This window comes from Rahnella sp. 1L-D-7-B-C2 (assembly GCF_057290995.1).
This window is the reverse complement of the sequence record NZ_JBXAVQ010000011.1, coordinates 34,898-50,192: the sequence shown is the minus strand read 5'-3', so window position 1 is coordinate 50,192 and position 15,295 is coordinate 34,898. Positions and strand designations below refer to the sequence as shown.

Below are 15,295 nucleotides of genomic sequence, written 5' to 3'. Positions count from 1 at the left end.
AAAGTGGTCTTCCGCTCCCTCCCCTGCGAAGGGGAGGGCTGGGGTGGGGTATTAATGGCAACTGTGTTGTTTGCCAAACCCCCTCCCAACCTCCCCCTTCGCAGGGGGAGGAGTAGCACAAGTTATCAAACCCTTGATTTATAAGGATAGGGTATGTCAGAGCAGTTCCTCTATTTCACTCAGCAGATGTTCAACGGCGTAACGTTGGGCAGTACTTATGCGCTGATCGCCATCGGTTACACCATGGTTTACGGCATTATCGGCATGATCAACTTCGCCCACGGCGAGGTGTATATGATCGGCAGCTATGTCTCCTTTATCGTGATTGCCGCCCTGATGATGATGGGTATCGATGCCAGCTGGTTGCTGATCGGTGCCGGATTTATCGCGGCGATTGTGATTTCCAGTGCCTACGGCTGGAGCATTGAACGCGTGGCCTACAAGCCGGTGCGTAACTCCAAACGTCTTATTGCACTGATTTCCGCCATCGGGATGTCCATCTTCTTACAAAACTACGTCAGCCTGACGCAGGGCTCACGCGATCTCGCTTTACCGAGCCTGGTCACCGGCCAGTGGACGATCGGCGAAACCAACGGCTTCGCGGCGACCATCAGCACCATGCAGCTGATCATCTGGGTTGTGACCTTTATCGCCATGCTGGCACTGACGCTGTTCATTCGCTATTCGCGCATGGGGCGTGCCTGCCGCGCCTGTGCAGAAGACCTCAAAATGGCCAGTCTGCTGGGTATCAGCACCGACCGCGTGATCTCCCTGACGTTTGTTATTGGCGCTCTGATGGCGGCGGTGGCGGGCGTGCTGCTTGGTCAGTTCTATGGTGTGATTAACCCGTACATCGGCTTTATGGCCGGGATGAAGGCCTTCACCGCGGCGGTGCTTGGCGGCATCGGCAGCATTCCGGGCGCAATGATCGGCGGCCTGATTCTGGGCGTGGCCGAAGCGCTGACCTCCGCCTATCTGAGTACTGAATACAAAGACGTCGTTTCCTTTGCACTGCTGATCGTCGTGTTGTTGGTGCTGCCGACCGGTATTCTGGGCCGTCCGGAGGTGGAGAAAGTATGAAGCGCCTGAATCTCTTAAATGCGCTGGTCTCTGCGTTTGTCCTGCTAATTCTGGCGGCGTTCATCATGGGGCTGCAACTTAGCCTTGATGGCACCAAACTGGTGGTGAACGGCGCGGGTGAAGTGCGCTGGACGTGGATCGCCATCGGTTGTGCGATTGTCTTTGTTTTCCAGCTGTTCCGCCCGATGGTGAGCAGCGGTCTGAAGAAAGTTTCCGGGCCTGGCTGGGTTCTGCCGAGTTTTGACGGCTCGACGCCGAAACAAAAACTGCTGGCGCTGGTATTGATCATCGCCGCCGTCGCGTGGCCGTTTATCGTCTCACGCGGCACGGTGGACATCGCCACGCTGACGCTCATCTACATCATGCTGGGCCTCGGTCTGAACGTCGTCGTGGGCTTGTCCGGTCTGCTGGTGCTCGGTTACGGCGGCTTTTACGCCATCGGCGCCTACACCTACGCGTTGCTCAATCACTATTACGGCATTGGTTTCTGGGAGGCGTTACCGCTGGCCGGTCTGGTTTCGGCGGCGTTTGGATTCCTGCTTGGATTCCCGGTGCTGCGATTACGGGGTGATTATCTGGCAATCGTGACGCTCGGCTTCGGTGAAATCGTGCGTATTTTGCTGCTCAATAATACCGAGCTGACCGGCGGGCCGAACGGCATCAGCCAGATCCCCAAACCGACGCTGTTCGGGCTGGAGTTCAGCCGGACACCGCGCGACGGCGGCTGGGATACCTTCAGCAACTTCTTCGGCGTCGCCTATGACCCGAGTGACCGCATTATCTTCCTGTACATGGTCGCACTGCTGTTGGTGGTCGCCACGCTGTTCATCATCAACCGTTTGCTGCGGATGCCGCTCGGGCGTGCATGGGAAGCGCTGCGTGAAGATGAAATCGCCTGCCGCTCTCTTGGCCTGAATCCGACGCGCATCAAACTGACCGCGTTCACCATCAGTGCCGCGTTTGCCGGTTTCGCCGGTACGTTATTCGCTGCGCGTCAGGGCTTCGTCAGCCCGGAATCTTTCACCTTTGCGGAGTCCGCTTTCGTGCTGGCTATCGTGGTGCTCGGCGGGATGGGCTCACAGTTTGCGGTCATCCTGGCGGCGATCCTGCTGGTGGTGTCCCGGGAGCTGATGCGCGATCTCAACGAATACAGCATGTTATTGCTCGGTGCCTTAATGGTGCTGATGATGATCTGGCGTCCGCAAGGTTTACTGCCGATGAAGCGCCCGCAGCTCAAACTGAAGCTGTCTAAAAAACAAATCGCCGATCAGGGGGAACAGGCATGAGCACGCAACCTCTGTTAGCCGTTGAAGGTCTGACGATGCGTTTTGGCGGCCTGCTGGCGGTCAATAACGTCGCGCTGAACCTTAATCAGGGCGAAATTGTGTCACTTATCGGCCCGAACGGTGCGGGTAAAACCACGGTGTTCAACTGCCTGACCGGTTTTTACAAACCGAGCGGCGGGACCATCAAGCTGCGCGAACAGCATCTTGAAGGATTGCCGGGGCAGAAAATTGCCCGTATGGGCGTCGTCAGAACGTTCCAGCATGTGCGGCTGTTCCGCGAAATGACGGTGATCGAAAACCTGCTGGTCGCCCAGCATCAACACCTGAAAAGCGGCGTGCTGGCGGGTCTGTTCAAGACGCCGGGCTTTCGCCGTGCCGAAGCTGACGCACTGGATCGCGCCGCCGACTGGCTGGAGCGCGTCGGTTTACTTGAGCTGGCGAACCGTCAGGCGGGCAATCTGGCGTACGGTCAGCAGCGTCGTCTGGAGATCGTTCGCTGCATGGTGACGCGTCCGGAAATTCTGATGCTCGATGAGCCTGCTGCGGGTCTGAATCCGCGCGAAACCGAAGAGCTGAACCAGCTTATCGCCGAACTGCGTAACCAGCACAGCGTGTCGGTGTTGCTGATTGAGCATGATATGAAACTGGTGATGGGCATTTCCGACCGCATCTACGTGGTGAATCAGGGAACGCCGCTGGCGCAGGGCACGCCGGCTGAAATTCGTAACAATCCGGATGTGATCCGTGCGTATCTTGGCGAAGGGTAAGGGGCAGAACACGATGTTGTCATTCAATCAGGTATCCGCCCATTACGGCAAAATTCAGGCGCTGCATGAAGTCAGCCTGAGCATTAATAAAGGCGAAATCGTCACGCTGATCGGTGCGAACGGCGCGGGGAAAACCACGCTGCTCGGCAGTTTATGTGGCGAACCACGCGCGTCGCACGGCTCGATTATTTTCGAAGGACAGGACATCACGCAGTGGCAGACTGCCAAAATTATGCGCGGCGATATTGCGATTGTGCCGGAAGGCCGTCGTGTGTTCTCGCGCATGACGGTGGAAGAAAATCTGGCGATGGGCGGCTTCTTCGCCACCCGCGATCAGTTCCACTCGCGTCTGGAGCGCGTGTTCGAGCTGTTCCCGCGCCTGAAAGAGCGTCGGGTACAGCGTTCGGGCACCATGTCCGGCGGCGAACAACAGATGCTGGCGATTGGCCGTGCGCTGATGAGCCAGCCGCGTCTGCTGCTGCTCGATGAACCTTCGCTCGGGCTTGCGCCGATCATCATCCAGCAGATTTTCGACACCATCCAGCAGTTGCGCGAAGAGGGGATGACCATCTTCCTGGTTGAGCAAAACGCCAATCAGGCGCTGAAACTCGCCGATCGCGGTTATGTGCTGGAGAACGGTCATGTGGTGCTGGAAGACACCGGCGCGGCGCTGCTGGCCAACGAAGCCGTGCGTGCGGCGTATCTCGGCGCGTAACGGCGGCTGAAATCGTAAATATTTGCTGTAATATCTCAAAACCGCACGGCTGGCGCTTTGCGGTTTTTATTTTGTCGATAAATTAACAACTCTTACATTCTTATAACTTGGCACATCATCAGGAACATTTCATGAACACAGAAGGTTTACTCGCCGCCCGTATGGTCAGGCTTAAAAGTTCGGCCATACGGGAACTGCTGAAACACAGCAAAATGGAAGGCGTTATTTCACTGGCGGGTGGTATTCCTTCTTCAGCGCTCTTCGATTTCGATGGCCTGCGTGAAGCGACGCAGATGGCAATCACTGAACAGCCTGAGCACGCGTTCCAGTACGGCCTGACCGAAGGCAGTCATACGCTGCGTGAGCGTATTGCTGAGCTTTGCGCCGAGCGCGGTGTGGTGGCCAGTGCGGACGATATCGTGGTTACCGCCGGTTCTCAGCAGGCGCTGGATCTGGTGATGCGCGCGGTCGTAAATCCCGATGATATTTTCGTGGTGGAACGCCCGACTTATCTGGCGGCGTTGCAAACGCTGGAACTGGCCGAAGCGCAAATTCTTTCTGTGGGTTCTGACGGCGACGGCATGATTGTCGATGAACTGGCTGAATTGCTGAAAACCCGAAAAATCAAAGGCGTGTATCTGGTGCCGACGTTTGGCAACCCGAGCGGCGTGACCCTCAGCCGTGCGCGTCGCGAACAGCTGGTACAACTGGCGAAAAAACATGAATTTCTGATTGTGGAAGATGATCCGTACGGTGAACTGCGTTTCACCGACGAACGCCAGCCGACGCTGTTTGAACTGTCCAAAGCGCTATTCGGCCACGCTGAAAACATCATCTATACCTCAACGTTCTCCAAGATTCTGGCTCCGGGCCTGCGTCTGGGCTGGGTGATCATGCCTGACTGGCTGCTGCATAAAGTGGCGATCATCAAACAGGCGGCGGATTTGCACGCCAGTGCGCTGTCGCAGTCGATTGCCGAATGCTATCTCGGCCTGGGGCGGCTGCCTGCGCAAATTGAAACCATCCGCGCTGCGTACAAAAAGAAATGTGAAGTCATGGCTGAATTGCTGGAACGTGAACTGGGCGACGTGCTGACCTTTGAATATCCGAAAGGCGGGATGTTCCTCTGGGCGCGATTCCGCGAGCCGCGTAACTGTGCCGAGTGGATGAAAAAGACGCTGGAGCAGGGCGTGGTGTTTGTGCCGGGCGAATTCTTCTATGCCGATAACCCTGATCACTCCACCTTCCGTCTGTCGTTCGCCACAGCAACCGAAGAGCAAATGCACGAGGCCGTTGCCCGCCTGAAACGCGCGCTGTAATCCCCCGCATTCTCTTCTCTCAGGCGCACCGCATATCCGGTGCGCTTTTTTTTGCCATCTATCCGTCACTTCCAGTTAACGCTCCTGTCACATCAATGTCATTTAACGGTTATTTTTCTGTCATTTAGCCGTGTCATGTTAGCTCCCGAATCAGAAAATCCTTACACCAACTGACATCACACCAGCCCTCTTCAGGAGACAAGCATGCTTAAGCACGCTGTTACAAAAACGACACTTTGCATCGCACTGGCATTCGCGTTCAGCACCCAGGCGATGGCGGTTACAGAAATTCCGTTCTGGCATTCTATGGATGGCGAACTCGGTAAAGAAGTGAACTCGCTGGCCGACCGTTTTAACCAGGCGCACCCTGATGTCAAAATCGTGCCGGTCTACAAAGGCAAATACGATGAAAGCCTGGCCGCCGGTATCGCCGCATACCGCACCGGTAACGCACCTGCCATCTTGCAGGTTTATGAAGTAGGCACCGCGACCATGATGGCGAGTAAAGCCATCAAGCCGGTGTATGAAGTGTTCAGCGACGCCGGCCTTAAGCAGGACGTGTCGCAGTTCGTGCCGACGGTGTCCGGTTATTACTCCGATTCCAAAGGCCGTCTGCTGTCCCAGCCTTTCAACAGCTCCACGCCGGTGCTGTATTACAACAAAGATGCCTTCAAGAAAGCCGGTCTGAATCCGGATCAGCCACCAAAAACCTGGCAGGACATGGCTGCTTACACCGAGAAACTGCGTGAAGCGGGCATGAAGTGCGGTTACGCCAGCGGCTGGCAGGGTTGGATCCAGATTGAGAACTTCAGCGCCTGGCATGGTTTGCCGATCGCCTCTAAAAACAACGGTTTTGACGGCACCGATGCGGTTCTGGAATTTAACAAACCAGAACAAATCAAACATATTCAGATGCTCGAAGACATGAACAAAAAAGGTGACTTCACCTATTTTGGTCGTAAAGACGAGTCCACCGCCAAGTTCTATAACGGTGATTGCGCCATGACCACCGCGTCTTCCGGCTCACTGGCGGATATCCGTCAATACTCCAAATTCAACTACGGCGTAGGCATGATGCCTTATGACGCGGATGTGAAGGGCGCGCCACAAAACGCCATCATCGGCGGCGCGAGCCTGTGGGTGATGAACGGTAAAGACAAAGACACTTACAAAGGCGTCGCCGAATTCCTGCAATATCTGACCACACCGGAAATCGCCGCCGAATGGCACCAGAAAACCGGCTATCTGCCTGTGACCACCGCCGCGTATGAGCTGACCAAAAAAGAAGGCTTCTACGAGAAGAACCCAGGTTCTGATGTCGCGACCCGCCAGATGCTGAACAAGCCACCGTTAGCGTTCACCAAAGGTCTGCGCCTGGGCAACATGCCGCAAATTCGCACCATTGTGGATGAAGAACTGGAAAGCGTGTGGAGCGGTAAGAAGTCTGCCAAAGAAGCTTTGGATACTGCGGTACAGCGCGGGGATCTGCTGCTGCGTCGCTTTGAAGCGTCAACCAAGTAATTGTTAGCTCCTCCCCCTGCGAAGGGGGAGGCCGGGAGGGGGTATTAAGGACGACTCTAGAGCAGCCATTAATACCCCACCTCAACCCTCCCCTTCGCAGAGGAGGGAGCCAAACCCGTCATCGCATCAACGAGTAAACTATTATGAGTTCACACCGTCCCGGTTTTGGTTGCAGCTGGTTGCCTTACGCACTGGTTTTACCGCAGCTGCTGATCACCGCGATATTTTTCCTGTGGCCTGCGGGTCAGGCGCTGTGGTATTCGGTGCAGACGCTGGATCCGTTCGGGTTATCCAGCCAGTTTGCCGGCATGGCTAACTTCACGCAGCTGTTTGCGGATCCGTACTATCTCGAATCCTTTTATACCACGTTGAAATTCAGCTTTATGGTGGCGTTTATCGGGCTGGCAGTGTCGCTGTTTTTTGCCGCGCTGGTCGATCATGTTATTCGCGGCAGCCGTATTTATCAGACGCTGATGATCCTTCCTTATGCCGTTGCACCGGCAGTGGCTGCCGTTTTATGGATGTTTTTATTCAGCCCCGGCCTCGGCCTGATATCGCATTTCCTGGCTTCGATCGGCTACAACTGGAACCACGCGCAAAACAGCGGACAGGCAATGTTCCTGGTGGTGCTGGCGTCGGTCTGGAAGCAGGTCAGCTACAACTTCTTGTTCTTCCTCGCCGCGTTGCAGTCAATTCCTAAATCGCTGGTAGAGGCCGCCGCTATTGATGGTGCTGGCCCGGTGCGGCGCTTCTTCAATCTGGTGCTGCCGCTGATTTCGCCGGTCAGCTTCTTCCTGCTGGTGGTGAATCTGGTTTACGCCTTCTTCGATACCTTCCCGGTGATCGACGCCGCGACCGGCGGTGGCCCGGTACAGGCGACGACCACGCTTATCTACAAAGTGTACCGCGAAGGTTTCTCCGGTCTGGATCTCTCCAGCTCCGCCGCGCAGTCCGTCATTTTGATGATGCTGGTGATTGGCCTCACGTTCATTCAGTTCCGCTTCGTCGAGCGTAAGGTGCGTTATCAATGATTGAAAACCGCAGAGGGCTGGATATTTTCAGCCACATCATGCTGCTGCTCGGCGTGCTGGTGATCCTCTTCCCGCTGTACGTCGCGTTTGTCGCAGCGTCTCTGGATAACAAACAGATTTTTGAAGTGCCGATGACGCTCATTCCCGGTACGCATTTATGGGAAAACATCAGCGCCATCTGGACGCAGGGCGTCGGCAATAACAGTCCGGCATTCGGACGCCTGCTGATTAACAGCTTCATCATGGCAATCGTCATCACCGTCGGAAAAATCTCTGTCTCAATGCTCTCGGCATTCGCGATCGTCTATTTCCGCTTTCCGCTGCGTAACCTGTTCTTCTGGCTGATTTTTATGACGCTGATGTTACCGGTGGAAGTGCGTATTTTCCCGACAGTACAGGTGATCGCTAATCTGCATATGCTCGACAGCTACACCGGCCTGACGCTGCCGCTGATGGCGTCAGCCACCGCGACGTTTCTGTTCCGCCAGTTCTTCATGACTCTGCCGGATGAACTGCTGGAAGCGGCGCGTATCGACGGTGCGGGCGCGATGCGCTTTTTCTGGGACATCGTACTGCCGCTGTCGAAAACTAACCTCGCGGCGCTGTTCGTTATCACCTTTATTTACGGCTGGAACCAGTATCTGTGGCCGATTTTGATCACCAGCGATGCCTCGATGGGCACGGCGGTGGCGGGGATTAAAAGCATGATCTCCTCAGGCGACGGCTCGACACAATGGAATCAGGTGATGGCGGCCATGATCCTGACATTATTGCCACCGCTGGCGGTGGTGCTCCTGATGCAGCGCTGGTTTGTGCGCGGTCTGGTAGACAGTGAGAAGTAAACCGAAATGGCAAATTTGAAATTACAGGCAGTGACCAAATCTTACGACGGCAAAAACCAGATTATCCAGAGTATCGATCTGGACGTTGCTGACGGCGAGTTCATCGTGATGGTCGGGCCTTCCGGCTGCGGGAAATCCACTCTGCTGCGTATGGTGGCCGGTCTGGAGCGCACGACATCCGGCGATATCTACATTAACGACCAGCGTGTCACTGAGCTGGAACCGAAAGACCGCGGCATCGCAATGGTGTTCCAGAACTACGCGCTGTATCCGCACATGACCGTGTTCGACAACATGGCCTATGGCCTGAAAATTCGCGGTTTCGGCAAAGCACAGATCCTTGCCCGCGTTGAAGAAGCCGCGCGCATTCTTGAACTCGGCCCGCTGCTGAAACGCAAACCACGGGAACTTTCCGGCGGCCAGCGTCAGCGTGTTGCGATGGGGCGCGCCATCGTGCGTGAACCGGCGGTGTTCCTGTTCGACGAACCGCTGTCTAACCTTGATGCTAAGTTGCGCGTACAGATGCGCCTTGAGCTGCAACAACTGCACCGCCGCCTGCGCACCACCAGCTTGTACGTGACGCACGATCAGGTCGAAGCCATGACGCTGGCGGAGCGGGTGATCGTGATGAACAAAGGCATCGCCGAGCAAATCGGCACGCCGTCGGAAGTCTATCGCCGCCCGGCCAGCCTGTTCGTTGCCAGCTTTATCGGCTCACCGGCGATGAACCTGTTGCCCGGTCAATTGACCACTGACGGCACGTCGCTTGTGATGGAAGACGGATTCGAATTGCCGCTGCCAGTCCCGCGCCCGGAATGGGGCGGTCGTGAACTGACAATCGGTATCCGCCCTGAACATATTCAGCTGACAGAAGATACGCAAAACGGTATTCCGATGGTGCTCAATACGCTGGAGTTACTGGGCGCGGACAATCTCGCGCACGGCAAGCTGGCGGGCAGCGGCGTTGTGGTGCGCTTATCGCATGAAGTGTTTCCGACGGCGGGTTCGCTGTTACGCTTGGTTTTCCCAACGAAAGCGTTACACTTTTTCGATACTCACAGCGGATTACGGATGGAATGAACATGAAAGCCTGGCCTTACCCTCGCATTGTGGCGCACCGTGGCGGCGGTGCTCTGGCACCGGAAAACACGCTGGCCGCCATCGATGTGGGCGCGAAATACGGTCATACGATGATCGAATTTGACGCCAAACTGGCGCAGGGCGGAGAAATATTCCTGCTGCACGACGATACCCTCAACCGCACCAGTAATGGTTGGGGCGTGGCGGGTGAGCAGCCTTGGGAGAAACTTCAGCAGCTCGACGCTGGTGACTGGTACAGCGCCGCGTTTAAAGGCGAGAAATTGCCGCTGCTGGCGCAGGTCGCCGAACGCTGTGCGCGCCATCACATGATGGTAAACATTGAAATCAAACCGACCACCGGCCTGAATGAAAAAACCGGCACTGACATCGCGCTCGCTGCCCGTGAGCTGTGGAAAGATCAGAGCGTTCCACCGCTGCTCTCCTCTTTCGAATTCGACGCGCTGGTCGCCGCCAAAAAAGCCGCCCCTGAACTGCCGCGCGGATTACTCATCGACGAATGGCACGAAAACTGGAATGCGCTGACCGACGAACTGGAATGTGTGTCTTTGCACCTCAATCACAAACTGCTGAGTGAAGCGCGTGTAAACGCGATCAAAGCCGCTGGCCTGCATATTCTGGTATACACGGTGAATAACCCCGAGCGCGCCCGCGAACTCCTGCGCTGGGGCGTGGATTGCATCTGTACGGATAAGATTGATGTGATCGGGCCGGATTTCGAATAAAACGTGGCGGTAACATGCGGGATCAGGCGCGGAAGACACCACGCCTGATAAAAAAATTACGGCGTCTGATTCAATTTCTGATTCAGCGTCTGGTTATTCTGCTGGATCTGCAACCGTTGCTGATTGCTCTGGATTTGCGAACGCAGTTTGAGTTGCTGTTGTTGCTGATTGCTGCGCAGATCCTGCTCCTGCTGACGTTTCTGCATTTGCTGGTTGTTCTGCTGCTGTTGCTGCATGCGCTGTTGCGACGGATTGGTCAGCAGCTGGTCGTTCGGATTCGGCACTTTCTCGACGGCACCGGCAGCGTGAACGGCCAACAGCAGTGGCAGTGCGGCGATCATTCCATATAAGCATTTCATCGGTTCATCCTCCATTTCCAGTCATCCGTTAAGTGTATGCCATCACACCCACCAGCGCGGCATTTGAGGGCACGTTTCCCTAAAAGCGTGGCGCGGCTCTCGTTTGTTCTATAATTAACCAGATGTAAACCACCTTCACATCCCGCGGTGTTTCTCATTGGGCTACAATCGTCCATCTTCCACACTTCCTCTTTCACACAGGGCTCAACTGCCGTGCCTTTACTTATTATCACCACCATTTTATGGGCCTTTTCCTTCAGCCTGATCGGCGTTTATCTCGCCGGACAGGTCGACAGCGTCTTCGCCGTATTGGTCCGTTTGGGGCTGGCGGCGCTGGTTTTCCTGCCGTTTCTGCGCTGGAAGGGCTATGCCTTTACCACCATCCTGCTGTACATGGCGGTCGGTGCGATGCAGCTTGGGATCATGTATCTCATCAGCTTCGAGGCCTATCTGTATCTGTCAGTGCCGGAATTCCTGCTGTTTACCGTGATGACGCCGCTGTACGTGACGCTGATTTATGACCTGATCAGCGGCCGTAAAATCCGTATTGGCTATGCGCTCAGCGCGCTGCTGGCAGTGGCGGGTGCGGCGATTATTCGTTATGACCACATCAGCGAGCATTTCATCATCGGGCTGTTGCTGGTGCAGGCGGCGAATATTTGTTTTGCCATCGGACAGGTGGGCTACAAACGTCTGATGGAAACCCGCCCGGTGCCGCAGCACACGGCCTTTTCCTGGTTCTACATCGGTGCGCTGATGTGCGCCGTAGTGGCGTGGTTCCTGTGGGGCAATCCGCAAAAATTGCCTACCACTGAGCTGCAATGGGGCATTCTGGTATGGTTAGGCGTTGGCGCGTCGGGATTGGGCTACTTCATGTGGAACTACGGCGCAACGCAGGTGGATGCGGGAACGCTGGGGATTATGAACAATTTTCACGTCCCGGCCGGGCTGCTGGTGAATCTGGCGATCTGGCAACAGCAGCCGCACTGGCCGAGCTTTATTCTGGGCGCGGCGGTGATTATGTCCTCACTGTGGGTGCACCGACGTTGGGTCGTGCCGCGTCGCGAACAAACGGCAGATGATCGCACGCGTGCTGCCGCGCCGAACGAATAAATGCTTCTGTGACCGGCTGACGCTGCTCGCCATCACGTACGGCGGCGTACAGCCGGCTCCATAAGCCATCGCCCAGGGTTTTTGTCACCACCAGACCCTGGCGCTCAAAACTCTCCACCACCCAGTGTGGCAGCGCCGCAATTCCCATTCTCGCCGACACCATCTGAATCAATAACAACGTGTTATCCACGCTTTTCAGCGACGGGCTGACGCCTGCCGGTTGCAGGAAATGCCGCCAGATATCCAGACGCTGGCGCTGCACCGGATAAATCATCAGCGTTTCACTGCTCAGATCTTCCGGCGTAATGACGGCCTGGGTCGCCAGCGGATGATCCGGGGCCAGCACCAGACGGACTTCGAAATCAAACATCGGCGAATAGTGCAAACCGCTGCGCGGCAGGATATCGGACGTCAATACGAGGTCCAGTTCGCCCTGTTGCAGCGCCGGTTGCGGGTCAAACGTCACGCCGGATTTGAAATCCATCATCACCTGCGGCCAGTTCTGATGGAAGTTGTCCAGCGCGGGCGTCAGCCACTGAATACAACTGTGGCATTCGATGGCGATACGCAGTGAGGTCTGATGCGGTTCATTACATGCCTGCAACGCCTGCTGGATTTGCGGCAGCACCTGCTCTGCCAGATTGAGCATGATTTCGCCCTGCGGCGTAAACCGCAGCGGCTGGCTTTTGCGCACAAATAATCTGAAACCCAGCCGTTGCTCGAGGTCACTGAACTGGTGAGACAGGGCCGATTGTGTCTGATGAAGCTGCGAGGCGGCAGCGGCCAGTGACCCGGTGTTGCGCAGTGCTTGCAACGTTCGCAGGTGTTTCAGTTCGATCATGAGAGTCCTTCACTGTGACATGAATAATTTGCGCTTGTGCAATATACAGTACCTGCGGATTATGGATGTGTAAACATCTGGACGGCTAAACAGGAATTAAAAAGATGACGATACTGAATCACACACTGGGTTTTCCACGCGTTGGTCTGCGTCGTGAACTTAAAAAAGCTCAAGAAAGCTACTGGGCAGGTAATTCCACTCAGGAAGAACTGCTGGCAACCGGCCGCGAACTGCGCGCCCGTCACTGGAAACAACAGGCCGAAGCGGGCGTTGATCTGCTGCCTGTTGGCGATTTTGCCTGGTACGATCACGTACTGACCACCAGCCTGCTGCTGGGTAACGTGCCTGCACGTCACCAGAATGCCGATGGGGCTGTGGATCTCGATACCTTATTCCGTCTTGGCCGTGGCCGTGCACCGACCGGTAAACCGGCTGCCGCTGCGGAAATGACCAAATGGTTTAACACCAACTATCACTACATGGTGCCGGAGTTCGTGAAAGGTCAGCAGTTCAAACTGACCTGGACGCAACTGCTGGAAGAGGTGGACGAAGCGCTGGCGCTCGGCCACAAAGTGAAACCGGTTCTGCTCGGCCCGCTGACATACCTGTGGCTTGGTAAAGTGAAAGGCGAGCAGTTCGACCGTCTTTCGCTGATTAACGATATTTTGCCGGTTTACCAGCAAGTACTGGCCGAACTGGCGAAACGCGACATCGAGTGGGTGCAGATTGATGAACCGGCGCTGGTACTTGAACTGCCGCAGGAATGGCTTGATGCCTACAAACCTGCGTATGAGCAGTTGCAGGGCAAAACCAAACTGCTGCTGACCACCTATTTCGACAGCGTCGGGCACAACCTCGACACTGTCCGCCAACTGCCGGTACAAGGCCTGCATATTGATGCGGTCGCCGGTCACGATGATCTGCAAACGGTCATCAACACACTGCCAAAAGACTGGCTGATTTCTCTGGGCGTGATCAACGGCCGTAACGTCTGGCGTGCAGATCTGAGCACCTGGTTCGACCGTCTGAAGCCGCTGGTTGAAGGCCGCAACGTCTGGATCGGCAGCTCCTGTTCATTGCTTCACAGCCCGATCGACTTAAGCGTTGAAAGCCGTCTGGATGATGAAGTGAAAAGCTGGTTCGCATTTGCCCTGCAAAAATGTGCCGAGCTTGCACTGCTGACGTCTGCGTTGAATAACCCGACCGCAGAAGCACAGCACAAACTGGCAGAATATAGCGCGCCAATTCGCGCCCGTCGTGAATCGACCCGCGTGAACAATGCCGCCGTTGGTAAACGCGTTGCGGCTATTACGGCCACCGATATCGAGCGTCCAAACGTTTACACCGAGCGCGCCAAAGCGCAGCGGGCCCGTTTCAATCTGCCTGCATGGCCGACCACTACCATAGGGTCATTCCCACAAACCACGGAAATCCGTGGCCTGCGTCTGGAGTTCAAACAAGGCCGTCTGGATAACGCTAAATACCGCACCGGCATCAGCGAACATATCAAGCAAGCCATCAAAGAGCAGGAGCGTCTGGGCATTGACGTACTGGTTCACGGCGAAGCGGAACGTAACGACATGGTCGAGTACTTCGGCGAGCATCTTGACGGCTTTGTATTCACGCAAAATGGCTGGGTACAGAGCTACGGTTCCCGCTGCGTGAAACCGCCGGTCATCATCGGCGACGTCAGCCGTCCGGAAGCGATCACCGTCGAATGGGCGAAGTACGCACAATCGCTGACCGAAAAACCGGTCAAAGGCATGCTCACCGGCCCGATCACCATCCTTTGCTGGTCCTTCCCGCGTGAGGACGTCAGCCGTGAAACCATTGCTAAGCAAATTGGTCTGGCGCTGCGCGACGAAGTGGAAGATCTGGAAAAAGCCGGTATCGGCATCATCCAGATTGACGAACCTGCACTGCGTGAAGGCCTGCCGCTGCGCAAGTCTGAGTGGAATGCTTATCTGCGTTGGGCAGTAGACGCGTTCAAACTGAATGCCGCCATTGCGAAAGATGACACTCAGATCCACACCCACATGTGTTATTGCGAATTCAACGACATCATGGATTCGATTGCTGCGCTCGATGCCGATGTAATCACTATCGAAACTTCGCGTTCTGATATGGATCTGATCGAAACCTTCAAAGAATTCGATTATCCGAACGAAATCGGACCCGGCGTTTACGACATTCACTCGCCCAACGTTCCAAGTGTGGAGTGGATCGAAAACCTGCTGCGTAAAGCGGCGGACAGTATCCCGGCAGAGCGCCTGTGGGTGAACCCGGACTGTGGCCTGAAAACCCGTGGCTGGCCGGAAACCCGCGAGTCTCTGGAAAATATGGTGAAAGCGGCTAAGCGTCTTCGTGCGGAGAAAATCTGACCGGATGTGAGTAAAAAGTACGTTGGTGGAAGTGTGCCGGTGAATAGCCGACACGTTGGGCTTCGGGGCTGTATACCCGAAGCTCTTTTTTTATCGGTCATTCGTACTTTGTTACGACTCTTTCAGCCCGCGGCATAAGGCGGCTGAAGCGTGATTGAGGAGGTTTTGACAGGCCGTTATCTCCAAACCCCGGTTTTGTCCACTAGGCTTAATACAG

Annotated in this window: 14 protein-coding genes; 12 read left to right on the top strand and 2 right to left on the bottom strand. The window is 55.8% G+C overall.

Annotated elements, in window-relative coordinates:
• Positions 1–153: 153 nt before the first annotated feature.
• From livH to ugpQ, 10 genes are all read left to right on the top strand, one after another.
• The gene (gene livH, locus AC0Z7K_RS17030; protein ID WP_112165580.1) at positions 154–1,080 is read left to right on the top strand and encodes a high-affinity branched-chain amino acid ABC transporter permease LivH; all 927 of its coding nucleotides are present in this window, start codon (positions 154–156) and stop codon (positions 1,078–1,080) included.
• Positions 1,077–2,366: a high-affinity branched-chain amino acid ABC transporter permease LivM gene (locus AC0Z7K_RS17025; RefSeq protein WP_413531111.1), complete on the top strand. Its 1,290-nt coding sequence runs from the start codon at positions 1,077–1,079 to the stop codon at positions 2,364–2,366. Before livH ends, AC0Z7K_RS17025 begins: the two co-directional genes overlap by 4 nt.
• On the top strand, positions 2,363–3,133 hold the full coding sequence (gene livG, locus AC0Z7K_RS17020; protein ID WP_112165584.1) for a high-affinity branched-chain amino acid ABC transporter ATP-binding protein LivG: 771 nt from the start codon (positions 2,363–2,365) through the stop codon (positions 3,131–3,133). Before AC0Z7K_RS17025 ends, livG begins: the two co-directional genes overlap by 4 nt.
• A 13-nt stretch (positions 3,134–3,146) precedes the next feature.
• The gene (livF, locus tag AC0Z7K_RS17015) at positions 3,147–3,848 is read left to right on the top strand and encodes a high-affinity branched-chain amino acid ABC transporter ATP-binding protein LivF (protein WP_413531112.1); all 702 of its coding nucleotides are present in this window, start codon (positions 3,147–3,149) and stop codon (positions 3,846–3,848) included.
• A 131-nt stretch (positions 3,849–3,979) separates the two neighbouring features.
• Positions 3,980–5,167: an aminotransferase-like domain-containing protein gene (locus AC0Z7K_RS17010; RefSeq protein WP_485615270.1), complete on the top strand. Its 1,188-nt coding sequence runs from the start codon at positions 3,980–3,982 to the stop codon at positions 5,165–5,167.
• A 204-nt stretch (positions 5,168–5,371) separates the two neighbouring features.
• The gene (ugpB, locus tag AC0Z7K_RS17005; protein WP_413531114.1) at positions 5,372–6,688 is read left to right on the top strand and encodes a sn-glycerol-3-phosphate ABC transporter substrate-binding protein UgpB; all 1,317 of its coding nucleotides are present in this window, start codon (positions 5,372–5,374) and stop codon (positions 6,686–6,688) included.
• A gap of 143 nt (positions 6,689–6,831) precedes the next feature.
• Positions 6,832–7,719 carry a sn-glycerol-3-phosphate ABC transporter permease UgpA gene (ugpA, locus tag AC0Z7K_RS17000; protein ID WP_485615269.1) on the top strand — a complete coding sequence of 296 codons (888 nt, stop codon included), beginning with the start codon at positions 6,832–6,834 and terminating at the stop codon, positions 7,717–7,719.
• Positions 7,716–8,561 (top strand): sn-glycerol-3-phosphate ABC transporter permease UgpE, encoded by an 846-nt coding sequence (ugpE, locus tag AC0Z7K_RS16995; RefSeq protein ID WP_413531116.1) that lies wholly within the window; start codon positions 7,716–7,718, stop codon positions 8,559–8,561. The genes ugpA and ugpE overlap by 4 nt, the downstream gene beginning before the upstream one ends.
• 6 nt (positions 8,562–8,567) lie before the next feature.
• Entirely contained in the window at positions 8,568–9,641 is a 1,074-nt protein-coding gene (locus tag AC0Z7K_RS16990; protein ID WP_413531117.1) for a sn-glycerol-3-phosphate import ATP-binding protein UgpC, read from the top strand.
• Positions 9,642–9,643: 2 nt separating this feature from the next.
• Entirely contained in the window at positions 9,644–10,384 is a 741-nt protein-coding gene (gene ugpQ, locus AC0Z7K_RS16985; protein ID WP_213051575.1) for a glycerophosphodiester phosphodiesterase, read from the top strand.
• 56 nt (positions 10,385–10,440) lie between these two features.
• Here ugpQ and AC0Z7K_RS16980 read toward each other — a convergent pair whose 3' ends face one another.
• Complete coding sequence (locus AC0Z7K_RS16980; protein ID WP_485615268.1) at positions 10,441–10,743, bottom strand: DUF2756 domain-containing protein; 303 nt, start codon at positions 10,741–10,743, stop codon at positions 10,441–10,443.
• A 213-nt stretch (positions 10,744–10,956) separates the two neighbouring features.
• On the opposite strand from AC0Z7K_RS16980, the gene AC0Z7K_RS16975 reads away from it, so the two are divergent.
• On the top strand, positions 10,957–11,856 hold the full coding sequence (locus AC0Z7K_RS16975) for a carboxylate/amino acid/amine transporter (protein ID WP_413531121.1): 900 nt from the start codon (positions 10,957–10,959) through the stop codon (positions 11,854–11,856).
• Here AC0Z7K_RS16975 and metR read toward each other — a convergent pair.
• A complete protein-coding gene (metR, locus tag AC0Z7K_RS16970) occupies positions 11,762–12,697 on the bottom strand; it encodes an HTH-type transcriptional regulator MetR (RefSeq protein WP_485615267.1) in 936 nt (311 codons plus the stop codon). The two genes, AC0Z7K_RS16975 and metR, sit on opposite strands and share 95 nt — an antisense overlap.
• A 104-nt stretch (positions 12,698–12,801) precedes the next feature.
• Between metR and metE the strand changes: the two genes are divergently transcribed.
• Complete coding sequence (gene metE / locus AC0Z7K_RS16965; RefSeq protein ID WP_485615265.1) at positions 12,802–15,078, top strand: 5-methyltetrahydropteroyltriglutamate--homocysteine S-methyltransferase; 2,277 nt, start codon at positions 12,802–12,804, stop codon at positions 15,076–15,078.
• Positions 15,079–15,295 lie beyond the last annotated feature (217 nt).